Genomic DNA, 24,638 nt, shown 5'->3' on the forward strand with positions numbered 1-24,638 from the left:
AAATCAATGTTGTCTGATTCGACGCCTTCGCGAGCAAGCCCGCTCCCACAGGGGAATGGTGATTATTTCAAGGTTTGCGGGTCAGGCGGGTGAGGATGCGGTCCAGCGCATTGGCAAACGCCTGCTTCTCACGCTCGCCGAACGGCGCCGGGCCGCCGCTGATCTGGCCCTGCTCACGCAGGTCGGTGAACAGGTTGCGCACCGCCAGCCGCTCGCCCATGTTCTGCGCATCGAACTCCTTGCCGCGCGGGTCCAGCGCCGCCACGCCCTTCTTCACCAGACGATCGGCCAGCGGGATATCGCTGCAGATCACCAGTTCACCAGGCACCGCGTGCTCGACCAGATAATCGTCCGCCGCATCCGGACCGCTGGGCACCACGATCAGTTTGACGATGGCCAGCCCCGGCTTGGTCTGCGGCTGCCCGGCCACCAGCACCACTTCGAACTGGCGCTTGAGGGCGAACTTCACCACCAGATCCTTGGCGGCCCGGGGGCAAGCGTCGGCATCGATCCATACACGCATGATTTTTTCCTCTTCAAAAAAGCATCGCGGGCAAGCCACGCTCCCACAAGGTTAACGCTAAACCTGTGGGAGCGTGGCTTGCCCGCGAATGCGAGCGCAGCGAATGCTGTTAAGCAGTGACCCGCTTCTTCTCCGCGATCCGACTCCGTCCGTACAGCACAACAATCGCCAGAATCGCCACGGCCTGAGCCGTCAGCGAATAGGCGTCGGCGTGAATCCCCAGCCAGTCGAATTCAAAGAACGCCACCGGTCGCGTGCCGAAGATCCCGGCTTCCTGCAGCGCTTTCACGCCATGCCCGGCGAACACCACCGACAAGGCACAGAGCAGACCGGCGTTGATGCTGAAGAACAGCGCCAGCGGCAGTTTCGCCGAACCGCGCAGGATCACCCAGGCCAGACCGATCAGCAGCACCAGTGCGGTCGCACCACCGGCCAGCACCGCGTCATGCCCGGCGGGGCCGGCCTGCAGCCACAGGGTTTCGTAGAACAGGATCACTTCGAACAACTCGCGGTACACCGAGAAGAACGCGAGGATCGCGAAGCCGAAACGCCCGCCGCCGCCGACCAGACTCTGCTTGATGTAATCCTGCCAGGCCGCGGCGTGGCGCCGGTCGTGCATCCACACGCCGAGCCACAGCACCATGACGCTGGCGAACAGCGCCGTGGCGCCCTCGAGCAGTTCACGCTGCGAGCCGCTGACGTCGATCACGTACGCCGCCAGCGCCCAGGTGCCAAGACCGGCGAGCAGCGCCAAGCCCCAACCGATGTTGACGCTGCGCACCGCCGACTGCTGGCCGGTGTTGCGCAGAAACGCGAGGATCGCCGCCAGCACCAGAATCGCTTCGAGACCTTCGCGCAGCAGAATCAGCAGGCCGGAGATAAAGCTCAGCGACCAGCTCAGACCATCGCTGCCGAGCAGTTCAGCGGACTCTTTCAACTTGCCCTTGGCTACGTCCAGACGCTGTTCGGCCTGCGCCACCGGCAAACCGTCCTGCAACGATTGACGGTAGGCCATCAGCGATTTTTCGGTGTCCTTGCGCACGTTGGCGTCGACGTTATCCAGCGAGCTTTCGACCAGTTCGAAGCCTTCCAGATACGCCGCCACCGACAGGTCATAGGCCTGATCGTGATCGCCGGCGCGATACGCGGCCAGGCTCTTGTCCAGCGTGGCGGCGGTGTAATCAAGCAACTGCGCCGGGCCGCGCTTGACCTGCGGCGGCTGCGCGCGTTGGGTACGGAAGCTTGCGGCGACCTGCGGGCCTTCGGCGGCCTGCACCTCGGCCGGGGTCTGGCGCGCCAGATCGGCGATGTTGAAGGTCTTGTCGGACTTGGCCGCGGCCGGGTCGGCACTGAAACCGGCAATGTAGGTCGCCAGATCCCAACGCTGACGGTCGTCCAGTTGATCGGCGAACGCCGGCATGTCGGTGCCTTCGACGCCTTGGCCGAGGGTGCTGTAGATCGCGTACAGGCTCAGGTGATCGATGCGTGCGGCATCGCGCAGATTGGCTGGCGGCGGCGTCATGCCGAGCCCCGCCGGGCCGTCGCCGGCACCGCTGGCGCCGTGACACACCGAGCAGTTTTGCGCATAGAGCGGCGCGCCCCGGGTCGGATCGGGAGTGATGATCGGCGCTTGGCTGACTTCATATGCCACCGCCAGTTTCGCCCCCAGTTGTCGGGCCTGACGCGCGACGTCGGCGCCGTCCTGTTTCGCGGTGATGGCGGCGTGCAGAGCCTCGACACCCTGCTCCAGCGCAGCCTTCTCCGGTTTGGCCGGCAGACCGCCGATCAGCCCTTGCAGCACCTGGGTGAATTCCAGTTGCTCGCGGTATTCGCCGTCGTCGACGACCTTGCCCGCCTCGACCGTCGGCGGGTAGTCGGCGCTGATGTAATCGAGCAGGTGCAGCGCCTGCGGGGCGCCTTCCACGGTGTCGGCCAGCAGGTTGAAACTGCTCAGGGCAAACAGCGGGAACACCAGCCAGGCCAGGAATCGGGACGCGGCAGTCATGAATGAGTCTCAAATGGAAATGCGAAGTTACATATTGTTCACTTCGAACGCCTTTCACTCAAGCTTTGTCGACGTCTCGTGGCGTTTTAACGCAGCGCTGCGGCGCTGTTGCGGTAGTGCTCAAGCATGAATTCGACGAACACCTGCACCTTCAGTGCGACGTGCCGGGCATGCGGATAGAGCGCGTAATAGTGGCGCCGCCCAAGGCTGTAGTTGGGCAGGATTTGCACCAGCCGGCCGCTGAACAGATCGTCCTGCACTGTGGCCCGAGTGAACGCGGCGATGCCAACCCCGGCCAACGCGGCGGCGTGCAGCGAACTGATCGAATCGGCCTTGAACCGGCCCTGCACGCGCACGCTGGTGGTGAGTCCACGCGTATCGGTCAGCACCCAGTCGCTGCCACCGGCAAACGCCAGCAACTGCTGCTCGGCGAGTTCGCGCACCTGGCGCACCAAACCATTGCGCGCCACATACACAGGCGAAGCCACCAGCAACATGTCCGAGACAGTCAGCAACCGCGCCACCATGGATGAATCGGCCAAGGGTCCGCAGATGCGCAGGGCCACATCGAAACCCTCGGCGATCAGATCGACGAAACGGTCATCGCAGGCCAAGTCCACTTCAATCTCGGGATAGCGCTGCTGAAACGCCGGCAACCAGCTCGCCAGTTCCAGCGTACCGATGACCATCGGTGCACTGATGCGCAGCACACCGCTGGGGCTTTCATGTGCCTGCCCCACCGCCAGTGCGGCTTGATCGAGGCGATCGAGAATGTCCACGCACGCCGCGTAATACTGCTGCCCTGCCGTGGTCAGGCTGAAACCTCGGGTGTTGCGATTGATCAGCCGCGTGCCCAGCTCGCGTTCCAGTTGCTGCAACTGCCGGGAGATGGTCGAGTGAGTAGTGTCGAGGCGCTCGGCAGCGGCGCTGAACCCGCGACACTCGACGATGCAACGAAACGCGCGCATGGCTTGCAGTTGATTCATTAAAGCCCCGGACCTGTTGAGCGCTGAGCGCGCAAGCCTAGCGCAATCCTTGTCCACCCGGCAGCAGCAAAGCGCCCCTATAATGCGTCACCTCCGTGCTTTTGCCGTTCAAGGAAGAACCCGTCTCCATGCGCCATTGCCTGCCGCTCTACCTGCTGCTCAGCCTCAACATGCAACTGAGTGGGTGCGCCGCTTACCGCAATTACGATCAGGAAATGCAGCAGACCATCGATCAGATGGCGCAGGGCAATCTCAACGAAGCACTTTATCTGATGGAGCTGCACAATCCTTGGGAAGACAAGGATCTGCTGTATTTCATGGAACGCGGCGCGATTCTCAGCGCCGGCACCAACCTGCCAAAAAGCCAGGAAGCGTGGCGCAGTGCTGACCGGATGATTTTTCAGCGCGAAGAAGCCGTGCCCTCCGCAGGCATGAAGTTGCTGACCCGTTTCGGTAATGAAATGGGCACCATGCTGGTCAATGACAAGCTGCAGCGTTACGAAGGCTACGACTACGAAAAAGTCATGCTGACCACCGAAATGGCCCTCAACCAACTGGCGGAAAACGATTTCGACGGGGCCCGCGCCGACATCAAGAAAACCCACGAGCGCGAAACCCTTATCGCCCGCCAGCGGGAGCGGCAATACGAAGAAGCGCAAGAGCAAGCTACGCAACAGGGCATCACCCTGCACTACAAGGATCTGGAAGGCTATCCGGTGGCCATCCTCGATGCCCCGCAAGTGCTTGAGCTGAAGAACGGCTACCAAAGTGCATTCAGCCATTATCTGGCCGGCTTCACTTATGAAGCGCTGGGCGAACGCGCGCTCGCAGCGCCGGGGTATCGACAGGCGATCGAATTGCGCCCGGGCGTGCCGCTGCTCGAAAACGCTTTGCGCAACCTGGACAAACCCGGACCGGCAGCCGATGAAAGCGAGATTCTGATCGTGGTCCAGGCCGGTTTCGCCCCGGCACGCAGTTCGGTGCAAGTGCCGATCCCGGTGCGGCTGAACGAAAACCTGACGATTGTTGCACCGATCTCGTTCCCGGTGATGGTGCCCGACACCCTCACACCTGGCGTGACCCAGATCCTCGTCGACGGTAAAAAGCACCCATTGACCATGATTAACAGCGTGTCGGACATGGCCATCCGCACCTTGCGCGATGACATGCCGGCGATCATCTCTCGCGCCATGTTCCGCGCCAACATGGCCGCCATCAGCCAGGCGCAAAAGAACGAGCGCGATCCGTCCAAGGCGTCGTTGGTGGTGACCGATCCTGATCCTTTTGAAGAAGCTGACACTAGAACCTGGCGCACGCTGCCGGACAAAACCCTGGTCGCCCGTCTGCGTCTGAAAAAAGGCCTGCACCGCGTGCGCTTTCCGTATTTTCGTGCAGAAGACGGGTTCACGGTACGCGTCGACCGCAGCCATCAAGTGTTCAACCTGCGGGTATTCATGGGCCAGAACTATTACGTGGGATCGGCATTGGTCCTGCCCGAAACGCCGTGAACGAAAGGTGTCAGATAAAGCAGAGGAGTAATGGCACCAAACTAACAAGTGCGATTAAAAAGCTATTACATGGCCAGCATCGCCCGCTTATAATGCCGCGCCCGCGCTATAGCAACGCGGCATAAAAGCTCCTCTGGTTATGAGGAATTGGCAGGAGGCCAGCGCCACTGTCGATGGGTCACACCAGCCCGACCAGCACCGGCGGCTGATGCAGTTTCTAGCTCAGGGAAGAAGTACCCCCATGGCATTGCGCACTCCCACCTTGATCGCGCTCAGCGCTGTCACCCTGCTGTCCGGCTGTTCGGCGTTTCGCAACTACGATTCGGAACTGGCCCAGACCAACCAGCAACTGGCCACCGGCAACGTCGATGCCGCGCTGACCCTGCTGGAAAAAAACAACACCGGCCCCGACAAAGACCTGCTCTATTACTTCGAGAAAGGTGAGTTGCTGCGCGCCAAGGGCGACCTGTCCGGCAGCCAGAACGCCTGGACCAGCGCCGATCAGGTGGTTGGCCAGTGGGAAGATTCGGTCAAGCTCGACACCGGTAAATACCTGGCTCAGTTCGGCAGCTTCCTGGTCAACGACAAGGTGCGTCGCTACGAAGGCTACGACTACGAAAAAGTCATGCTGACCACACAGATGGCCCTCAACCTGCTGGCGGTCAATGACTTCGACGGTGCCCGCACCGCGATCAAGAAAACTCACGAACGTGAAGCGGTGATCGCCGACCTGCGCGACAAGGAATACCTCAAGAGTGAGGAAGAGGCCGAGAAAGAAGGCATCAAGACTCAGTACAAGGATCTGCAAGGCTACCCGGTCGCCAGCCTCGACGCGCCAGAAGTGGTCAGCCTGAAAAACAGCTACCAGAGTGCGTTCAGCCATTACCTGGCCGGTTTCGTCTACGAAGCCCTGGGCGAGAAAGACCTGGCTGCGCCGGGCTACCGCAAGGCGGCCGAACTGCGCCCGAACACCCCGCTGCTGGAGCAGGCGCTGGTCAACCTCGACAAGCCGAGCAAGTCCGACGATAGCGATATCCTGATCGTCGTGCAAAGCGGTCTGGCACCCTCGCGTGATTCGATCCGCGTGCCGCTGCCATTGCCGATCTCCAACAACGTGGTGATCACCCCGCTGTCGTTCCCGATCATCAAGCCGGACACCTCGACCGCACCGTTCGCGCAGATTGGCGTCGATGGCCAGCAAGTCAACCTGACCGCCCTCAACAGCACCACCGCCATGTCCCGTCGCGCCCTGCGCGATGACATGCCGGGGATCATCGTCCGCACCACCGTGCGCGCAATCACCAAAGGTGTGGCGCAGAAGAAGATCAACGAAACCAACCCGCTGGCCGGTCTGGCCGTGGGTATTTCTTCAGCTGTGCTGGAAGGTGCCGATACCCGTACGTGGCGCACCCTGCCGGACAACACCCAAGTGGTGCGTCTGCGCTTGAAGAAAGGCGAGCATCAAGTCAGTCTGCCGAGCGCTGTCGGCGGCTCGCTGGTCAAGGTCACCGTCGATCAGCGTTATCAAGTGATCAGCCTGCGTGCCGTGGGCAATCAGGTATTTGCCGGTGGCGTCGCCGCCCACGTCATTCCGAGCGCCGGCGCGACCAACGTCGCCAGCCTCAAACAACCTTAAGAACGGAGTCTTTGCATGCGCTTCAAACTCTTCGCCGTTGCCGCCCTCGCCGTGCTGGCCAGCGGCTGCGCCACCCCGCCACCTCCTGAGCCGGGCAGCGCCGCGAGCAAGGTCGTGGCCATGGGTCCGCAGAAACACATCGCGGTCGGCGCCATGCGCGTCGCCCGAGAGAACGGCTTCATGACCGTCAATGTGCAATTGACCAACACCCTCAACAGCAACAAGACGTTCTACTACCGTTTCGCCTGGCTGGGCCCGGAAGGTTTCCCGATCGCCGAAGAAGAAGTCTGGAAAAGCCAGTTGATGTACGGCGCCCAGACCAGCTTCATCCAGGGCATCGCCCCGACCCCGAAAGCCGTGGATTTCCGCCTGGAACTCAAGACGCCTTAAGTCCGCCACCCTATTCCTGTTTTAGAGAGCATTCCCATGTTTGCACGCTTTTCCTTGATCGCCGTCCTCGCCCTGCTGGCTTCCGGTTGCGCCAACACCTCGCCGACCCTGGGCAGCAAGAACATCAGCTACGGCGACACCAAAGCGGTTGAAACCGTGACCAACGAATTCGGCTCGACCGACCTGCAAATGATCGCCGAATCGATGACCCGCTCGCTGGCCCAGTCCGGCATCCTGCAGGGCCGCCCGGTGGTGCAGGTCTACGACGTGAAGAACAAGACCAGCGAGTACATCGATACCCGCGAAATCACCACCAGCATCAAGACTCAGTTGATGAAGTCCGGCACCGCCCGCTTCGCCAGCGACAACACCGCGATGCAGAGCCAGGTCGACCAGCTCAAGCTGCAGAACCAGAGCGGCCTGTACAAGAAGAGCACCGTGGCCAAGACCGGCAACATGATCGCCGCCAAATACCGTCTGGAAGGCTCGATCAGCTCGATCGTCAAGCGCAGCAGCGACTACAAGGACGTCTTCTACAAATTCAGCCTGCAACTGATCGACGTCGAAAGCGGTCTGGCCGAGTGGATGGACGAAAAAGAGATCCGCAAAACCACGGAGCGTTAATTGATGCGCGCATGGATTGGCATGATGGCCCTGGCTTGCGCGTTCAGCGTGCAAGCGGCCCCGAAAGTCGCGGTAACGGATCTGGCGTATCAGGAACGGGTGGAGCAGTACATCCACATCGTTTCGGCGCAGAACAATTACCGCGAGGGTTACTACAGCTCCAGTGGTTCGTCGAACTACAACGAGCTGGAAGCGACCACCAGCTACATCGAGCAGGGTGAACTGCGTAAATTCACCGGCGACATCAAGGGTGAAATCCTCCGCACCGGCATGTTCCAGTTGGTGCAGGGCACGCCGTACACCGCATCGTCCAAGGGTGACGTCTACGACGTGATCAAGCGCATCAAGGCCGGCAACTTCAAGGGTGCCGACTACGTGCTGTTCGGCACCGTGTCGGACATCGATTTCACCCAGGACATGAACGAGCTGGCGCACACCGACAGTTATTCGGCGGTGCTGGGCCTGACGCTGGTGGCGGATTTCAGCCTGATCAACACCAAGACCTACGAGATCACCTCGGCCTTCACGGCAATGGGCGAAGCGCAGGACACCAAACTGGTGAACGGCCGCGACATCAAGATCTCGCTGAATCGCCCTCGCGTGGTACGTGAAGTTTCGAAAGCGCTGGGTGAGGACGTGGCCGGGCAACTGAGCATGCAGCTCGGTGGCGGCGGTTACGAGCAGCCGCGTGAGGCGCAGCAGCGCAACAATCTGCCGCGTGATACCGCACCGGTGATTTTGCACTGACCGGCTGAGTGAATAACTCTGTGGTGAGGGGATTCATCCCCGATGGACTGCGCAGCAGGCCCCTTCTTGTCAGGTCAAGAGCGGGGCCGCTTCGCGCCCCATCGGGGATGAATCCCCTCGCTACAACGGAGTTCACTGGAGAAATCAGTAGGAATAAAAAGGCGACCTCAAGAGGTCGCCTTTTTTCTGCCTGCGGGTTTTACACCGCCGCTTTACGCAACGTCGCCATGAACGCCGCCGCACCGATGAACAGCCCGGCAAACGTGCGGTTCATGCGTTTCTGCTGCTGCGGTGTACGCAACAGGCGCAGCACCTTGGACGCCAGCCCGGTGTAACCGGCCATGACAATCAGATCCACGCAGATCATGGTCGCACCGATCACCACATACTGAATCAGCAGCGGTGCGTGGGGATTGATGAACTGCGGCAACACCGCGAGCATGAACACCAGCGCCTTGGGGTTACTGATGTTCACCAGAAACCCACGGAACACCAGCGCCAGCGGCTTGCCGATCGGCCGTACCGCCGCGTCATCGCTCATGTCCATCGGCAGCGCACGCCACTGCTTGATCGCCAGATAGACCAGATACGCCACACCGAACCATTTGATCGCGTGGAATGCGGTGGCCGATGCGGTGAGGATCGCGCCGACACCCGCGCCGACAATCGCGATCTGCACCGCCAGGCCGATCTGCAGGCCGAGGGCGTTCCAGTAACCGCGCCAGAAACCGTATTGCAGACCGCTGGACATCGACGCAATGGCGCCCGCGCCCGGGGACAGACTGATCACCCAGCAGGCGGCAAAGAATGCCAGCCATGTTTGAAGCTCCATCGCACACCTCGACTCATGCTCGTGACAAGACGTCAAAGCTAATGCGCTTTGGCGCGGATGACTACCGATTTTTGCTGGAGGGTTCGGGCGCGGCTGATGGCCTCTTCGCGAGCAAGCCCGCTCCCACATTGGATTTGTGTCGATCACAGATCCAATGTGGGAGCGGGCTTGCTCGCGAAGGCGTCAGATCAGACGCCCGAGGACTACTTCTCGAAACCGCTCGAAGGAAACACATCACTCCCGCGCCAGCGCCGCACCGAACGCTGGAAGAACAGGCTGTTCGGCACTTGCACCATGGCGCTGCCCGTCCCGAGCTCCTCGGCTTCGATCAACGTGGTGTAGAGCAGATTGATCGCCACCACCCGGCCTTTGACACCCGGCTTGTCGGTGGTGTCCACCAGCTCGACCACATCGCCGAGGCGGAACGGGCCGACGGTGAAGATCAGAATCGCGCAAAGCAGGTTCGACAGCACACTCCACATCGCGAAGAACGCCACCGCCGCCACCGCGACGAAACCCGACAGCGCCGTCCACAACACCGTGGCCGATACGCCGAGGCGCTCCAGCACAAAGATCAGCGCGCTGCCCATGATCAGCCAGCGCAATACGCCACGCAGGGGCATCAGCAACTGCGGCGGAAACGGATAGCGCTCGCCCAGGCGGGTGAGGAATCGAGCGACGACACGTTGAGCGAAGTAGCCGGCCAGCAGGATCAGCAGAATCTGCACGCCGAGCCAGATCGGCTCGACCCACATCGCCGGCAGCGGCAGCTTGAACGCTTCCATCAGGACAGCGCCTCCAGCTCCGCCTGCATGCTTTCCAGCGTTTCGAGTGCCTCCATCCACGCTTCTTCCAGCTCGGCTTCGCGCACTTTCAGCTTGGCCTGCTCGGCCAGCAGATCACGCAACTCGTTCTTGCGTGCCGGCTCGTAGATGTCGCTGTCACCGAGGCTGGCGTCGACCTTGGCGAGTTTTTCGTGGAGCTTGCCCAGTTCGGCTTCGAGCTTGTCGGCCTCGCGCTTGTGCGGTGCCAGTTGCTGACGCAATGCAGCAGCGGCCTGGCGCTGGGCCTTCTTGTCGGTCTTGTCCGGGTTGACCGGGGTGTTGCTGACCGGCGCATTGCGTTGACGGTATTCCACCAGCCAGCGCGCGTAGTCTTCGAGGTCGCCATCGAACTCTTCTACCTTGCCGTCCGCGACCAGGTAGAAGTTGTCGGTGGTGCTCTTGAGCAAGTGCCGATCGTGAGACACCACCAATACCGCGCCGCTGAATTCCTGCAGCGCCATGGTCAGCGCCAGGCGCATTTCCAGGTCGAGGTGGTTGGTCGGTTCGTCGAGCAGCAACAGGTTCGGCCGTTCCCAGGCGATCAATGCCAGCGCCAGACGCGCTTTCTCGCCACCGGAGAAATTCAGCACCGGCTCGTCGATGCGTGCACCACGGAAATCGAAACCGCCGAGGAAGTCGCGCAGGGTCTGCTCGCGTTCGGTCGGCGCCAGACGCTGCAAGTGCAGCAGCGGGCTGGCCTTGGCATCCAGCGAGTCGAGCTGATGCTGGGCGAAATAGCCAACCACGGTGTTTTCGCCACGGGTCAGGCGCCCGGCCAGCGGTTCAAGCTCGCCGGCGAGGTTCTTGATCAGGGTCGATTTACCGGCACCGTTCGGCCCGAGCAGACCGATCCGCGCACCCGGGGTCAGTTGCAGCTTGACCTTCTCCAGGATGGTTTTGTCGCCGTAACCCAGGCGCGCATCGGACAGGTCGATCAGTGGACTGGAGATCTTGGTCGATTCGCGGAACACGAAGTCGAACGGTGAATCGACGTGGGCCGCCGACAGCTCTTCCATGCGTTCCAGCGCCTTGATCCGGCTCTGCGCCTGACGGGCCTTGGTGGCCTGGGCCTTGAAGCGGGCGATGTAGCTTTCCATGTGCGCACGTTGCGCCTGCTGCTTCTCGTAGGCCTGTTGCTGCTGGGCCAGACGTTCGGCACGGGCGCGTTCGAACGCGGTGTAGCCGCCACGATAGAGGGTCAGTTTGCGCTGATCGACATGCGCCACGTGATCGACCACTTCATCGAGGAAGTCGCGATCGTGGGAAATCAGCAGCAGGGTGCCCGGGTAGCTTTTCAGCCACTCTTCGAGCCAGATGATCGCGTCGAGATCCAGGTGGTTGGTCGGTTCGTCGAGCAGCAACAGGTCCGACGGACACATCAAGGCCTGCGCCAGGTTCAGACGCATCCGCCAGCCACCGGAGAAATCTCCTACCTGACGATCCATCTGTTCATTGGTGAAACCGAGACCGGCCAGCAACTTGCGCGCCCGCGCATCGGCGGTATAGCCGTCGGCGCTGTCGAGTTCGGCGTGCAGACGGGCCAGAGCCGTGCCATCGTGGGCCGCTTCGGCGGCGGCGAGGTCACGTTGCACTTCGCGTAGACGCAGGTCGCCATCGAGCACATAGTCGACCGCCAGGCGTTCGAGGGTGTCGACCTCCTGGCGCATGTGCGCGATCCGCCAGTCGGCCGGCAGCAGGCAATCGCCCGAGTCCGGGTGCAACTCGCCGCGCAGCAAGGCAAACAGGCTGGATTTGCCGGCGCCGTTGGCACCGATGAGGCCGGCTTTGTGGCCGGCGTGCAGGGTCAGCTCGGCGTCTTCTAGCAGACGTTGCGGGCCACGCTGTAAAGTCAGGTTCTGAAGTCGGATCATAATGGCGGCGGAGTCTACCAGCTTCGCTCACAACTGGCGCGAGTAGCACGATGTCCTCTGACCTGTGGAGCTTTTCCCTTGCCACCTACGCCCGACCGGGCGTGGAACCTGCCTGCCTGCAACTGCAAGCGGCGGGGGCCAATGTCTGCCTGCTGCTGTGCGGTTTATGGCTGGAGCAGCGCGGCGCGGCCTGCGACGAACAGCGCGTGCAGCAGCTGAAAACGCTGGTGGGGCCGTGGGATGCGGAGGTGGTGCAGCCACTGCGTGCGTTGCGTACTCAGTGGAAAACCCTGGCCGAGGAAGATCCGGTGCTCAAGGGGCTGCGAGCACAAATGAAGGCGCTGGAGCTGGAAGCCGAACGGCATCTGCTGTGGCAACTGGAACAGGTTGCGCAGGATTGGCCGCGCGATGACGCATCAGCGTCGGGGGAGTGGCTGGAGAGTCTGACGGGATCGGCCGCCAGCCCGAACCGCGACGCGCTGCAAGTGCTGCGCGTCGCGGCAACCGGCACTTAGGAAGCGCTGGTCGGGTTGCTGCTGGCGCTCGACGCAGCGGCTGGCGTTGGCGCAGTCGTGGTGGTCGAGGTGGAAGCGGCTGGAGCAGGCGCGGCGGCCGGCGCCGGAGCGGCTGGCTTGGCAGCCGGTGCAGTCGCCGGCTTGGCGGCAGCTGGTTTGGCAACGGCCGGTTTTTTCGCGGCAGGTTTGGCAGCTGGCTTGGCGGCTGGTTTAGCGGCTGGCTTTGCGGCTACTGGTTTGGCGGCAGGCTTGGCTGCAGCGGTCGCAGGTTTTGCTGCTGCAGGTTTGGCAGCGGTTTTAGCGGCAGGCTTGGCCGCTGGTTTGGCAGCAACCTTGGCAGCAGGTTTTGCCGCGACCGGTTTGGCCGCAGTCTTGACTGCCGGTTTTGCCGCAGCGCTTTTCGCGGCCGGTTTGGCAGCCGGTTTTACCGCTACTTTGGCAGCAGGTTTAGCAGCAGCGGTTTTTGCCGGAGCGACTTTGCGCGCAGCAGGTTTTGCTGCTGGCTTGGCAGCCGGTTTGGCCGCTGCAGGTTTGGCAGCGGCAGTACGTGCGGCCGGTTTCGCAGCGCTCGCCGCAGCCGGTTTTTTCACTGCGGTTTTTGCAGCAGGTTTGGCGGCGGTTTTAGCCGGTGCCTTGGCTGCTGGTTTGGCTGCCGGTTTTGCCGCAGCGGTTTTCGCCGGGGCTTTCGCCGCAGCAGGTTTGGCTGCCGCTTTTTTCGCAGGCGCTGCTGCTGGTTTGGCGGCGCGGGAGGACAGCGCTTTGCCGGCGGCCTCTTGCACCCGGCCGACACCCTGGGCCAGTTTCAGGCTTTCCTGGGCATCGCGCTTGAGTTGCAGAATGTAGCCGCGAGTGTCGGACTGACGATCCTTCAACGCATCGAGCAGGTCTTCAAGTTCTTTGACGGCAGCCTTGGCCTTGTTCTGTGCCTTGGCTTTACCGGCAGCAGCGGCGTCCTGCAATTTGGTGCGGGACTTGTGCAGTTTTTCTTGCGCCTTGCCGCGCTGCTTTTCCAGTTTGGCGAGCAGTTTTTCAGCATCAGCCAAGGCTTGGGAGCAAGCGTTTTCCAAATGCTCGAGCAGGCTGCCCGAGAGTTGTTGGAGTAAGTGCAACGGAGTGTTTACAGGCTTCTTGGTGGCCGACATGGTTTACCTCCTGGCTGACGTGAGTGCGGCTCATACTAGACCTCTGCAGTTACCGCCGCTAGGTCATCTTGACAGTAACGAAACCGTTGCGTTGCAACGAAGCGAAAATGTTCTGCACAAAGACAAAAGCAGTTCACCGTTGCAGACCTTCGCGCTGGCATAATCGCCCGCATCTCAGGACGGAGAGTGCCCATGTCGCGCTACCTTTTTTTATCCCTCTGGATGATTTTTTCCGCCGCCCACGCCGAGGAAAAAACCACCGCGAACGATGCTCACGACCTGGCCTACAGCCTCGGCGCCAGCCTCGGTGAACGCTTGCGCCAAGAGGTGCCGCAATTGCAGATTCAGGCATTGGTCGACGGTTTGCAGCAGGCCTATCAAGGCAAGCCACTGGCACTGAGCGAAGCACGGATCGAGCAGATCCTCGCCGATCATGAATCGCAAAACGCCGAGCACTCATCGCTGCCGTCGAGCGATGCCGCGATGGAAAACGAGCAGCGTTTTCTCACCGCCGAAAAAGCCAAACCGGGTGTGAAGGAATTGGCCGACGGCATCCTGCTGACCGAACTGACGCCGGGCACCGGTGCCAAGGCCGGTCCGGATGGAAAAGTCCAGGTGTTGTATGTCGGACGACTGCCGGATGGCACGGTGTTCGATCAGAACACTCAGCCGCAATGGTTCAGCCTCGACAGCGTGATTGCCGGCTGGCGTACTGCGTTGCCGAACATGCCGGTGGGTGCCAAGTGGCGACTGGTGATTCCATCGGATCAGGCCTACGGCGCTGACGGTGCGGGCGATCTGATTGCGCCGTTTACCCCGCTGGTGTTTGAGGTCGAGCTGCGGGGCGCAACGAGCTGATCGCACCCAGCACGCAGGCATAAAAAAACGCGGTGCGCTTTCGACGCACCGCGTTTTTTTGTATGCGAGAAACGAATCAAGCCTGAACCGGATCTTCCTGCTTGTGTGCCGTGTGCAGCACTTCGATCAGGCAGTCTTCCAGTTCGAAGCGTTCGTGCAGCAGGCCACCCAGCTCCTTGAACTTCTCGGCGACGCATTTGCCTTCATCGCAAAGATCGTTGAACGCGAGGAGTTTTTCGGTGATGACGTCGATTCGCGGATAGAGCGTTTCGGCAAGTTCGAGGCCGCGCTTGTCGTTGAAGGCCTTGGCTTCACCGGTCAGCTGTTCGTAGATCTCGAAGTGCCCGGCCGACACGTAATCGACCAGCACACCGCAGAATTCCTGCAAGGGCTTGCGGCTCTCGGACAAGGCCTGAGGTTGCGCACCCAGCTTGTCGTAGGCACCGATCAGTTCTTCACGCTCTTGCAACCAGCGGTCGATCAGCAGATGAACTCCACCCCAGCGTTCCTGAGCATTCTGACAACTTTCGAGCATGGCGATCTCTCTTCCCTTGTGGGTCATGCTGCTCTACACCCGCGCCCCTCTTCTGGCTGTTATTGCTTGGGGGCCGACCGGGCAGAGCGTCATCGAGCAACATAAATCCAATGACACGTGCGGGCCAGATTATGCCCGCACGCCTATGGCTTCAAGGTACGCAGGAGATAAAGTTCATACAAGTGTTTAATCCCTGACCAGCGTGTGGTGCGACGCTTCGCCGCTGAGCGGTCGCTGCAGAGCGCTCCAGACCAGCCGCAGCAATTGATAGACCGCCAGGATCGACATCGCCACAAAGAACAGCAGGCTCCATTCCGGAATGCTCAAATCGAACAGCGTCCAGGAAATTTCTGCGCAATCTACACCGCCCCTAAGCATCCGCAACGTTGCACACAACCACGGCAGGTTGCTGAACAACGCTTCGGCATCAGGCGCGCACCTCGTCATCTGCATCAACGGGTCACTCTGCAACAACACCTGTCGCCAGGCCGCCGTCGTCCCGCCCAGGCTCAGGCCAAGCGCGGCGACCCAGTACAGCGACAGGCCGACACGCCGTGGGCCGTGGACCGCCGCCAACCCGCAACAGAACGTCAGCAACGCCATGAAAAACCTTTGCGCCAGGCACAGGCTGCAGGGCGTCAGCCCGACCGCATACTCGAGATAATAGGAAGCTCCCAGGGCCATGGCCCCTGCAGTGAAAGCCGTGAAAAACAAGGAGCGTGAACAGGCCAACGACATGGCTTTTCCGTAACAGTGGAGACAGGCAGTTACGGTAGAGGAAAGCTTGTCAGCCTTTCAAGGCGGGGCCTTGGCGACAGTTCACCAGAAGTGTAGGGAAAACCCGACAGGTGCGAGAGGAATAGGTGTAGTCCGTTGTAGGACTTTGCCCAAGACGCCCGCCACAGGTAATTTTTCGCTCACTGAACGTTAACGAGGGAGCATGCTCCCTCGCGATATCAGGCGTGAACCGGCACCGGCAACGGCGCGGCCAGCAGACGCTCATCCAGCAATCCGAGACCCTCCTGGAACAGCTGGTTACTGCGCTCGGTGTCACCCAGTTGCGCAAGCAGACGTGCCAGCTCGGCGCAGGCTTCCGGGTTACGCTGCACTCGCAGACTGCTTTCCAGGTAATCCCGTGCCTTGCCCCACAAGCTGGCTTGCAGACAGAGACGACCGAGGGTCAGCAACAGGCTCGGATCCGCTGGATGCTCCTTGAGCCAGCCTTCAGCGGCCTGCAACTGACGCGCCGGATCGCTGCCGCGCACCAGGCCATACTGACGCGCGAGATGGCTGTCGTACTTGCGCTTGAGGGCGCTGCGCAGGATTTCTTCAGCTTCGACCTGAGCACCCAACTGACGCAATTGCTCGGCGTATGCCAGCACCAGCGCCGGCTCCTGACGCTGCGCGGAGGTCAACTGCTCCCAGGCACGAGTGAGTGACTGCAGACCGACCTTGCCGTCCTCGTCCCGATGCGCCGCCAGGGACAGGTTGTTACCCCAGGCACGCCGCTCCAGTTCAGCCAGTTCGGCCGCAGGCAAAGCCTTGTCCTTGCGCAGCTCCGGCAACAGGCGAATCACCGCCGACCAGTCGCCGCGCTGCTGATGCAGACGCTGCAACTGACGCAGGGTCTGCACGTTATGCGGATGCCGTTCGTGCATCGCCTGCAGGGTCACCAGAGCGCCGTCGGTGTCACCACGATCGGTCTGCAACTGCGAATGGCTCAAGGCAATCGCCAATTCGGCCTGCGGCTGGCGCTCCAGCGCACGTTCAAGCAACTGATCACACTCTTCGTACTTGCCTTGTTCGTTGGCCGCGCGTGCCGCGCCGAGGTAATACAACAGCGGCTGGCGCTCGGCCTCGGCGGCGCGAGACAGATGACGTTGCGCGCTGGCCCAGCGACCTTCGGCCAGATCCAGCTGCCCGTGTTCGATGGCCACCTGCACCCGCCGGCTGCGGTTGCGGCGCGACCACGGATTGACCACGCCACTGGAGGCCATGACCAGCTCGACCAAGGCCTTGATGCCCCAGATCAGCAGCCACAACACCGCGATCAGGCCCAGCGTGGCCCACAGACTGGCCTCGTAGCGGAAGCTCTTGTAGGCAATCAACACGTACCCGGAGTGCTCGGCAATCGCCAGGCCCAGTGCCGCCGTCGCCGCGATCACCAGAAACACGATCACATACAGGCGTTTCATGGCGTGGTCTCCTGCGCGGTATTGGCGGCAGGTTTGGCGAACGGTTTGACCGACTCTTCAGCGTTGACGTTACGGCGCTCCAGATAAGCCTGCACCGCACTCAGCGTGCCGGTCAGGTCCGGCGTCTTGACGGTGACCGGTTGCTGGCTCAGCTCGGCAACCTGTTCAAGCATGATTTTGCTCTGCGGATTGTCCGGATTGAAATTGCCCTTGAGCACGTCCCGCGCTTCGGTCAGTGCCTGGGTGTAGACCGGCGCCTGGCCATTGAGCGCAGCCCACTGCGCCTGCTCCAGCGCGAGACTCAGGGCCAGACGCACCTGACTCAGGCTCTGCCCGGCCAGCAGTGGCTTCACATTCTTGTCGGCATTGAAATCGATGCGGATGTAACGCGACACCTGATCCCACCACTGCGCCCAGCGACTGGCGCCATCGCCGTCAGCGGTCAGGCCCAGCAGCGACTCGCCGCGATCCTTGTACTCAGGCGCCAGCTCGGTCAGTTCGATGACCTGATCACGCAAGGCACCAATGCGCAGGAACAGACCGGTGCGATCCGGCTGCTCGGTGCTGCGCAGCGCGACGAGGGTTTTCGCCACTTGCTCGCGGGCGGCGAACGAGCCGGGATCGTTCTGCTCACGCAGAATTTCGTCGGCACCCTGCACCAGCGCCTGGGCGCTGCTGATGTCCTGCAAGGCCGACAGACGCAGGCTGGCCAGACGCAGCAGATGCTCGGCCTCGGCCAGACGCCAATCCTTGCGGCTGGCGCCGAGAACGGTTTCCAGACGCTGATTGAGGCGCTGCTGATCCCCCTGCAATTGCGTCACCAGACGCTGACGTTCGGCGAGTTCATCGGCACCGGGCAATTGCGCGAGGCGCTCGGTCAGACGCTGTTCGTTGAGTTTGAGGCTCTGCGCCTGATCGTTCAACGCCTGCACCTGATCCGACTGCTGTGCGGTGTTGCTCTGCAGGTGACGCACCTGCCAGACACCCCAGCCACCGATCGCCACGCCGGCAGCGCCGAGCAACAGGGCGACAATGGCCAGTCCGTTGCCTCGGCGCGGCTCTTTGGCCGGCGGTGGAGTTTCAACCTGGGCATCGATCACAGGCTGGACATCATCTTTAGGCAAGGCTGTTTCGCTCACGTATCCATCCTTTGCATTAGAGAACGGGCACGGGATGCTCCCGTAACGCCGTCAGCAAAGCCGCGGCACTCGCGCCGCGGCAATCCACAACTGTTCGGGCCCCGGCGGCACGTGCCAGCTCGGCGACCCTTGGGCTTGGCACAAACAACGGCAACTGCGCAATTGAAGGCCAGGCATCGCCGGCCATCTGGCGCAAGTGCTCGAAACCCTGTCCACTGCTGACCACCAGCCCGTTCAAGCGTTCCGCTGCAATCCGCTGCGGCAGCTCTTGCGGCGGGTAGGCCGGCAGGTCACGCCGATACAACTCCAGATACTCGACACTAGCACCAAGCGCGCGCAGGCGCTCGGCGAGCAGCTCGCGGCCACCCTCGCCACGCAGGATCAGCACCTGCGCGCTGGGCTCGGTGACCGCCTCGCGCAGACGCGACAATTGCAGCAGGGCTTCACTGTCATCGCCGTCGGCGGGACAGTGCACATCGAGACCGTGATCGCGAAGAATCTGCGCGGTCGCCGCACCGACGCTGAACCACGGCATCGACAGCGACTGAAGCCCATGAGCGTCCAGCAGATCAAGCGCAATCCGCGCCGCCGGTTTGCTGACCACGATGACCGCGCTGCAACCCGGCAGCTGCGCCAGCGCCTGACGTATCTTGTCAGAGACCGGCAGCGGCGCGATGTCCAGAAGCGGCAGGCAACTGCTGAAAATCCCCTGTCCGGCCAACACCGCGGCCAGCGCCGCACAGTCATCCGCAGGGCGCGTCAGCAGCAGGCGCCAGCCAGTCACTCGTGACCTGCCTCGCCATACACCGCTTTGAGAATGTCGTCGGCACCCTGACTGAGCAACGCTTCAGCGACCTGCACGCCCAACGCTTCGGCATTGGCACGCGGCGCACGCGCTTCGGCGCTGAGCAGCTTGCCACCGCTCGGTTCGCCCACCAGACCACGCAACCACAACTGCTCACCTTCAAGCACGGCGTAGCAGGCAATCGGCACCTGGCAGCCGCCATTCAGGTGTTTGTTGAGGGCACGTTCAGCGGTCACGCGCGAAGCGGTGTCGGCGTGATGCAACGGTGCGAGCAAGGCGTGGATTTGCGTGTCGGCGCTGCGGCACTCGATGCCGACGGCGCCCTGACCACCGGCCGGCAGGCTGTCATCGACGCTGATGGCCGAGGTGATACGGTCTTCAAAACCGAGACGGATCAGGCCGGCCGCCGCGAGGATGATCGCGTCGTACTCGCCGGCGTCGAGCTTGGCCAGACGAGTGTTGACGTTACCGCGCAGGAAGCGGATTTCCAGATCAGGACGACGGGTCAGCAACTGCGCCTGTCGCCGCAGGCTGGAGGTGCCGACGATGGCGCCGGCAGGCAGCGCATCGAGGCTGGCGTAGGTATTGGAAACGAAAGCATCGCGCGGGTCTTCGCGTTCGCAGATACAGAACAGGCCAAGGCCTTCGGGGAAGTCCATCGGCACGTCTTTCATCGAATGCACGGCGATGTCGGCTTCGTTTTCCAGCAGCGCGGTTTCCAGCTCCTTGACGAACAGGCCCTTGCCGCCGATTTTCGACAGCGGCGAGTCGAGCAGCTTGTCGCCGCGACTGACCATGGGCACCAGCGTCACCAGCAGACCCGGATGGGCCGCTTCCAGACGGGCTTTGACGTATTCGGCCTGCCAGAGGGCCAGCGCACTTTTACGGGTGGCGATGCGGATTTCGCGAGAGGACATGGATCAATCCGTACTGAATAGATACGGCGGATAATAACAGCTCAGCCAAATCCACTTTGACTTGAATCAGAAACGGCGTGGCCTCCCTGGCCTGCAATGCCCGGTAGAAGAAAGTGCAACCGCGCGCGAAGGCCGGGTCAGAGGCCCTGCATCATCTTGCGCACACCGGCCACATGCCGACGGCTGACGATCAGCGCATCACCATTAAGGCCTTTGAGGAACAGCTGGAAATGCCCCAGCGGCGTGCGTTGCAGACGTTCGATGCGGTCACGGGCGACCAACGCGTTGCGGTGGATACGCACGAAACGCTCGCCGAATTCGTCTTCGAGGGCTTTCAGCGGCTCATCCAGCAGCACCTCGCCGCTTTCATGGCGCAGGGTCACGTATTTGTGATCGGCAATGAAATAGACCACCTGATCCAGCGGGATCAGCTCGATGCCTTTGCGGGTGCGGGCGCTGATGTGACTGCGCGGGCCATTACCGCTTTCGGCGGCGGGACGGGTCAGGGCCGAGAGTTGCGCCCGGTTGGGACGTTCAGCCCGTTTCAGGGCGTCATGCAGATGTTCGGTTCGCACGGGTTTCACCACATAGCCCACGGCGCTGGCCTGCAGGGCTTCCACGGCAAATTCATCGGGGCCGGTGCAAAACACCACGGCCGGTGGCGTTTCGCGTTCGCACAGACGGGCAGCGACCTGCAGGCCATCGAGGCCCGGCATGCGGATATCGAGCAACACGATATCCGGCTTGTGGCTGTCGATCAGCGCTAACGCCTCTTCGCCATTCGTGGCGCTGGGCTCCAGGACTGTATAACCCTCGAGCTCGCTTACCATTCGGCTTAGGCGCTCGCGAGCCAGTGGTTCGTCATCAACGATCAGGACATTCATATTGCGCTGGATTCCTGCGTGAGTCTCGCACAAGGATAGCGTAGACAGGTGAAGTGACGTCCGTCACCGCGATCCACGCTAAGACTAGCCCGAGCGCCAAAAAGTGCCGTACGTCGGCCAGCAATATTTGCCAGTGTCCGGGTCGTACTGCTCAAAGCCCGCTGTTTCCTGCGTTTTTCACGGGGTATGCCAAAGGACAAAACCACCCACCCCCTCTTCTTATAGTCGGCGTCCGGACCTTTGTGCGATCCGCAGTCGCGCCGACCCTTATGTCCAACTGTAGACGCTTGCCGGGCCGATATTGCTCAATCGAAAAATATCCTTGCGCAAATCCCCCGCAGACGGCGCCGACTATGAATGAGCAGATGAGAAAAAAACGTATCGACCGGTGTCAGCGACAGGATTGGCAACCCTGTTATTATCCGCGCCAGCGTTTCACGCCTTCTTTCTTCAAGCCGATACGAGCGAATTCATGAGCACTGACAAGACCAATCAGTCCTGGGGCGGCCGCTTCAGTGAACCCGTCGACGCCTTCGTCGCCCGCTTCACCGCCTCCGTCACCTTCGACCAGCGCCTGTATCGCCACGACATCATGGGCTCGATCGCCCACGCCACCATGCTGGCCAAGGTCGGCGTGCTGACCGATGCCGAGCGCGACAGCATCATCGACGGCCTGAAGACCATTCAGGGCGAAATCGAAGCCGGCCAGTTCGACTGGCGCGTCGACCTTGAAGACGTGCACATGAACATCGAAGCACGCCTGACCGATCGCATCGGCATCACCGGCAAGAAACTGCACACCGGGCGCAGCCGCAACGACCAGGTCGCCACCGACATCCGTCTGTGGCTGCGCGACGAGATCGACCTGATCCTGGCCGAGATCACCCGCCTGCAAAAAGGTCTGCTGGAGCAGGCCGAGCGTGAAGCGGCGAGCATCATGCCCGGCTTCACTCACCTGCAAACTGCTCAGCCAGTGACCTTCGGGCATCACATGCTGGCCTGGTTCGAAATGCTCAGCCGCGACTACGAGCGTCTGGTCGACTGCCGCAAGCGCACCAACCGCATGCCACTGGGCAGCGCCGCGCTGGCCGGCACCACCTACCCGATCGATCGCGAATACACCGCGCAACTGCTGGGCTTCGACGCCGTCGGCGGCAACTCGCTGGACAACGTTTCCGATCGCGACTTCGCCATCGAATTCTGCTCGGCCGCCAGCATCGCGATGATGCACCTGTCGCGTTTCTCCGAAGAGCTGGTGCTGTGGACCAGCGCGCAGTTCCAGTTCATCGATCTGCCGGACCGCTTCTGCACCGGCAGCTCGATCATGCCGCAAAAGAAAAACCCGGACGTGCCGGAACTGGTTCGCGGCAAGACCGGCCGCGTGTTCGGCGCCCTGATGGGCCTGCTGACCCTGATGAAAGGCCAGCCACTGGCCTACAACAAGGACAACCAGGAAGACAAAGAGCCGCTGTTCGACGCCGCCGACACCCTGCGCGATTCGCTGCGGGCGTTTGCCGACATGATCCCGGCGATCAAACCGAAACACGCGATCATGCGCGAAGCGGCCCTGCGTGGTTTCTCCACCGCGACCGACCTGGCGGACTACCTGGTGCGCCGTGGCCTGCCGTTCCGTGACTGCCACGAAATCGTCGGTCACGCGGTGAAGTACGGCGTCGACACCGGCAAGGATCTGGCCGAGATGAGCCTGGAAGAACTGCGACAGTTCAGCGACCAGATCGAGCAGGACGTGTTCGCCGTGCTGACCCTGGAAGGCTCGGTGAATGCCCGTGACCATATCGGCGGGACGGCGCCGGCGCAGGTCAAGGCAGCGGTGGTTCGCGGTCAGGCCGTCATCGCCAGCCGCTAAAGGTCAAAAGCTTCGCGAGCAAGCCCGCTCCCACATTTGGATTGATGTTGAACACAACATTGTGACCAACGAAATCCCCAGTGGGAGCGGGCTTGCTCGCGAATGCGTCCTTCAGAACGCCAAAAAACTTACTTCTTGGCAGCGATCATCGCCAAAAACGCCGGCATCGCCGCCTCTTTGTCCGCTGCAATCTTCTGCACGTGCGGATTCTGCTCAAGCCGCTCCAGCAGCGCCTTGGCTTTCGGCATCTCTGCCAGCAAATCGATCCCGAACAGTTTCTGCCCGACCGCACACGCCAGCGGCACGCTGTACAGGAAATACAAATCCGCGATGCTCAAACTGTCGCCCGCCACGTACGGGGCGAATTTGCCGTGGCGGCCCAGTGCCGCGAAACCCAGCAGCAGCTCGGCTTTGGTTTTCTCCTTGATCGCCTCCGGCACCGGCGAGCCGAAGAACGCTTCGCCATAACAGGCGCGGCCCGGCAGTTCGATGTACAACTCGATTTCCTTGGCGATCGCCAGCACCTGCGCCCGCTCGAATGGATCGCTCGGCAGCAGCGGCGTGCCCTTCTGGGTCTGCTCGAGGTATTCAAGGATGATCGCGGTTTCGTTAATAAATCCGGCATCGACGCCGAGTACCGGTACTTTGCCGCGCGGGCTGATCGCCAGCGATTGCGGGGTCGGCGTCGGGTAGAACGTCACCTCTTCGAACGCCAGGCCCTTTTCCAGCAGCGCCAGCTTGACCATGTTGTAGTAGTTGCTGACAGCGAATCCGTAGAGCTTGAACATCACATAGCCTCCAGGCCGTGCGGGGTGGGCAGTGCTTTTTTATAGATCGCAACGGTTAATCTCGCCAGTAACATCACGTTACTGAATGCGGATAAACTGGCGCCTTTCCTTTAGGAGCCTGCCATGAGCGAGCCGACAGACATCGACAACGACGAAGAAGAGTTCACCGAAGCGACGTTGATCGAAGCCATCGAGAACCAGATCGAAAGCGACAACCCGCCAGCGGCCAAGGCGACCTACAACAAGCTGACCCTGGTGGGCGTCGAGCGCGAAGAGATCCTCAATCTGATGGCCCATGTGCTGGCCTACGAGATTGACTCGATGCTCGACGAAGACCGCGCGTTCGATACCGAGTGGTATGAAACTGCGCTGCGTGCGCTGCCAGAGCTGCCACCGGAAAAGCAGTAAACCCCGATCCTGTAGGAGTGAGCCTGCTCGCGATTGCGTTCTTTCAGCAAAAAATCAGCTGACTGACACGGCGCAATCGCGAGCAGGCTCACTCCTACAATGTTTGTTACGTATCTGCCGCACCATCTCCAGGCCCCTGACTACACTGCACTCCACCTCGAAAGGAAAAACCCGGCCACCGGCACTGGACATGCCGCAAAAGCGGGTTCACCTTAGGGGCGCTGTCGTCCAATTCCTAGAAAGTCTGGAGTCCTTATGTCGCTTACCCCTGAGCTGGTTGCCGAACTGGAAGTCCTCGCACTCTTTCCCCTGGACAGTTCCCAGGAAGGTTTGAAAATTCATCAGACCGCTGCCCCGAAACATATCGCCGCCGCCAAACGCCTCTTCGAGAAAGACCTCACCGACCAGCCCGATGGCGGGTATCTGACCAGCCTGGGTCGTGATGCCGCGCAAAATGTGCAAACCGTGCTGACCATTCTGAGAGAACAGGAAACCGCCTGATTTTTCCCGTCTTCGCCCACGGGAACTCCTGCCACGGGATTTCCGCGGGCCCGCTTGATCGCTCACCGCTAAAAATCTGACGTCAAAAAACAAATTCAGCTTAAAAGTCCCGCTGCGCAAAGGCTAAACTGCCTCCCA

At 61.6% G+C, this 24,638-nt stretch carries 25 protein-coding genes; 10 read left to right on the forward strand and 15 right to left on the reverse strand.

Going from position 1 to position 24,638, the window contains the following annotated elements; translation table 11 throughout:
- Positions 1-67: 67 nt before the first annotated feature.
- From E4T63_RS27180 to E4T63_RS27190, 3 genes are all read right to left on the reverse strand, one after another.
- Positions 68-523 (reverse strand): YaiI/YqxD family protein, encoded by a 456-nt coding sequence (locus E4T63_RS27180; protein WP_098966204.1) that lies wholly within the window; start codon positions 521-523, stop codon positions 68-70.
- 109 nt (positions 524-632) lie between these two features.
- A complete protein-coding gene (locus tag E4T63_RS27185; RefSeq protein WP_135296812.1) occupies positions 633-2,528 on the reverse strand; it encodes an FTR1 family protein in 1,896 nt (631 codons plus the stop codon).
- Between the two features lie 86 nt (positions 2,529-2,614).
- On the reverse strand, positions 2,615-3,514 hold the full coding sequence (locus tag E4T63_RS27190; protein WP_135296813.1) for a LysR family transcriptional regulator: 900 nt from the start codon (positions 3,512-3,514) through the stop codon (positions 2,615-2,617).
- A 128-nt stretch (positions 3,515-3,642) separates the two neighbouring features.
- Between E4T63_RS27190 and E4T63_RS27195 the strand changes: the two genes are divergently transcribed.
- From E4T63_RS27195 to E4T63_RS27215, 5 genes are all read left to right on the forward strand, one after another.
- On the forward strand, positions 3,643-5,022 hold the full coding sequence (locus E4T63_RS27195; RefSeq protein WP_135296814.1) for a COG3014 family protein: 1,380 nt from the start codon (positions 3,643-3,645) through the stop codon (positions 5,020-5,022).
- 241 nt (positions 5,023-5,263) lie between these two features.
- Complete coding sequence (locus E4T63_RS27200) at positions 5,264-6,658, forward strand: COG3014 family protein (protein ID WP_135296815.1); 1,395 nt, start codon at positions 5,264-5,266, stop codon at positions 6,656-6,658.
- 15 nt (positions 6,659-6,673) lie between these two features.
- Positions 6,674-7,048: a YcfL family protein gene (locus E4T63_RS27205; protein ID WP_135296816.1), complete on the forward strand. Its 375-nt coding sequence runs from the start codon at positions 6,674-6,676 to the stop codon at positions 7,046-7,048.
- 36 nt (positions 7,049-7,084) lie between these two features.
- Entirely contained in the window at positions 7,085-7,672 is a 588-nt protein-coding gene (gene lpoB, locus E4T63_RS27210; protein ID WP_003229365.1) for a penicillin-binding protein activator LpoB, read from the forward strand.
- A 3-nt stretch (positions 7,673-7,675) separates the two neighbouring features.
- Positions 7,676-8,419: a hypothetical protein gene (locus E4T63_RS27215; protein WP_027610462.1), complete on the forward strand. Its 744-nt coding sequence runs from the start codon at positions 7,676-7,678 to the stop codon at positions 8,417-8,419.
- A 199-nt stretch (positions 8,420-8,618) separates the two neighbouring features.
- Here E4T63_RS27215 and E4T63_RS27220 read toward each other — a convergent pair whose 3' ends face one another.
- The 3 genes from E4T63_RS27220 to E4T63_RS27230 form a co-directional block, all read right to left on the reverse strand.
- The gene (locus E4T63_RS27220) at positions 8,619-9,251 is read right to left on the reverse strand and encodes a LysE family transporter (RefSeq protein ID WP_027610461.1); all 633 of its coding nucleotides are present in this window, start codon (positions 9,249-9,251) and stop codon (positions 8,619-8,621) included.
- A 203-nt stretch (positions 9,252-9,454) separates the two neighbouring features.
- Entirely contained in the window at positions 9,455-10,036 is a 582-nt protein-coding gene (locus tag E4T63_RS27225; RefSeq protein WP_135296817.1) for a mechanosensitive ion channel family protein, read from the reverse strand.
- On the reverse strand, positions 10,036-11,946 hold the full coding sequence (locus tag E4T63_RS27230) for an ATP-binding cassette domain-containing protein (protein ID WP_003229372.1): 1,911 nt from the start codon (positions 11,944-11,946) through the stop codon (positions 10,036-10,038). Before E4T63_RS27230 ends, E4T63_RS27225 begins: the two co-directional genes overlap by 1 nt.
- 50 nt (positions 11,947-11,996) lie before the next feature.
- Between E4T63_RS27230 and E4T63_RS27235 the strand changes: the two genes are divergently transcribed.
- A complete protein-coding gene (locus E4T63_RS27235; RefSeq protein WP_098966214.1) occupies positions 11,997-12,461 on the forward strand; it encodes a TIGR02444 family protein in 465 nt (154 codons plus the stop codon).
- On the opposite strand, the gene E4T63_RS27240 is transcribed toward E4T63_RS27235, so the two are convergent.
- Complete coding sequence (locus tag E4T63_RS27240) at positions 12,458-13,603, reverse strand: AlgP family protein (RefSeq protein ID WP_134784942.1); 1,146 nt, start codon at positions 13,601-13,603, stop codon at positions 12,458-12,460. The genes E4T63_RS27235 and E4T63_RS27240 overlap by 4 nt on opposite strands.
- A gap of 192 nt (positions 13,604-13,795) precedes the next feature.
- On the opposite strand from E4T63_RS27240, the gene E4T63_RS27245 reads away from it, so the two are divergent.
- Positions 13,796-14,461: an FKBP-type peptidyl-prolyl cis-trans isomerase gene (locus E4T63_RS27245; protein WP_135296818.1), complete on the forward strand. Its 666-nt coding sequence runs from the start codon at positions 13,796-13,798 to the stop codon at positions 14,459-14,461.
- A gap of 76 nt (positions 14,462-14,537) precedes the next feature.
- Here E4T63_RS27245 and rsd read toward each other — a convergent pair whose 3' ends face one another.
- The 7 genes from rsd to E4T63_RS27280 all read right to left on the reverse strand — a co-directional run bounded on the left by rsd (position 14,538) and on the right by E4T63_RS27280 (position 20,936).
- Positions 14,538-14,996, reverse strand: a complete 459-nt coding sequence (gene rsd / locus E4T63_RS27250; RefSeq protein WP_103483669.1) for a sigma D regulator — start codon at positions 14,994-14,996, stop codon at positions 14,538-14,540.
- A 186-nt stretch (positions 14,997-15,182) separates the two neighbouring features.
- The gene (locus tag E4T63_RS27255; protein WP_098966221.1) at positions 15,183-15,734 is read right to left on the reverse strand and encodes a disulfide bond formation protein B; all 552 of its coding nucleotides are present in this window, start codon (positions 15,732-15,734) and stop codon (positions 15,183-15,185) included.
- A gap of 218 nt (positions 15,735-15,952) precedes the next feature.
- On the reverse strand, positions 15,953-17,191 hold the full coding sequence (locus tag E4T63_RS27260) for a heme biosynthesis protein HemY (RefSeq protein ID WP_135296819.1): 1,239 nt from the start codon (positions 17,189-17,191) through the stop codon (positions 15,953-15,955).
- Positions 17,188-18,330 carry a uroporphyrinogen-III C-methyltransferase gene (locus E4T63_RS27265; RefSeq protein ID WP_134784943.1) on the reverse strand — a complete coding sequence of 381 codons (1,143 nt, stop codon included), beginning with the start codon at positions 18,328-18,330 and terminating at the stop codon, positions 17,188-17,190. The genes E4T63_RS27260 and E4T63_RS27265 overlap by 4 nt, the downstream gene beginning before the upstream one ends.
- Positions 18,331-18,346: 16 nt before the next feature.
- Positions 18,347-19,114, reverse strand: a complete 768-nt coding sequence (locus E4T63_RS27270; protein WP_098966226.1) for a uroporphyrinogen-III synthase — start codon at positions 19,112-19,114, stop codon at positions 18,347-18,349.
- Positions 19,111-20,052, reverse strand: a complete 942-nt coding sequence (gene hemC, locus E4T63_RS27275; RefSeq protein ID WP_135296820.1) for a hydroxymethylbilane synthase — start codon at positions 20,050-20,052, stop codon at positions 19,111-19,113. The genes E4T63_RS27270 and hemC overlap by 4 nt, the downstream gene beginning before the upstream one ends.
- Positions 20,053-20,189: 137 nt before the next feature.
- The gene (locus tag E4T63_RS27280) at positions 20,190-20,936 is read right to left on the reverse strand and encodes a LytR/AlgR family response regulator transcription factor (protein ID WP_003229385.1); all 747 of its coding nucleotides are present in this window, start codon (positions 20,934-20,936) and stop codon (positions 20,190-20,192) included.
- 472 nt (positions 20,937-21,408) lie between these two features.
- Between E4T63_RS27280 and argH the strand changes: the two genes are divergently transcribed.
- Positions 21,409-22,803, forward strand: coding sequence for an argininosuccinate lyase (argH, locus tag E4T63_RS27285; RefSeq protein ID WP_135296821.1), 1,395 nt, complete (start codon positions 21,409-21,411; stop codon positions 22,801-22,803).
- Between the two features lie 128 nt (positions 22,804-22,931).
- Here argH and E4T63_RS27290 read toward each other — a convergent pair whose 3' ends face one another.
- The gene (locus E4T63_RS27290; protein WP_134784945.1) at positions 22,932-23,591 is read right to left on the reverse strand and encodes a glutathione S-transferase family protein; all 660 of its coding nucleotides are present in this window, start codon (positions 23,589-23,591) and stop codon (positions 22,932-22,934) included.
- Between the two features lie 123 nt (positions 23,592-23,714).
- Between E4T63_RS27290 and E4T63_RS27295 the strand changes: the two genes are divergently transcribed.
- Positions 23,715-23,999: a hypothetical protein gene (locus E4T63_RS27295; protein WP_135296822.1), complete on the forward strand. Its 285-nt coding sequence runs from the start codon at positions 23,715-23,717 to the stop codon at positions 23,997-23,999.
- Positions 24,000-24,254: 255 nt separating this feature from the next.
- Complete coding sequence (locus tag E4T63_RS27300; RefSeq protein WP_027610446.1) at positions 24,255-24,500, forward strand: TIGR02647 family protein; 246 nt, start codon at positions 24,255-24,257, stop codon at positions 24,498-24,500.
- Positions 24,501-24,638 lie beyond the last annotated feature (138 nt).

Origin of the sequence: Pseudomonas fluorescens, assembly GCF_004683905.1 — a bacterium.
GTDB classification, from domain to species: Bacteria; Pseudomonadota; Gammaproteobacteria; order Pseudomonadales; family Pseudomonadaceae; genus Aquipseudomonas; species Aquipseudomonas putida_A.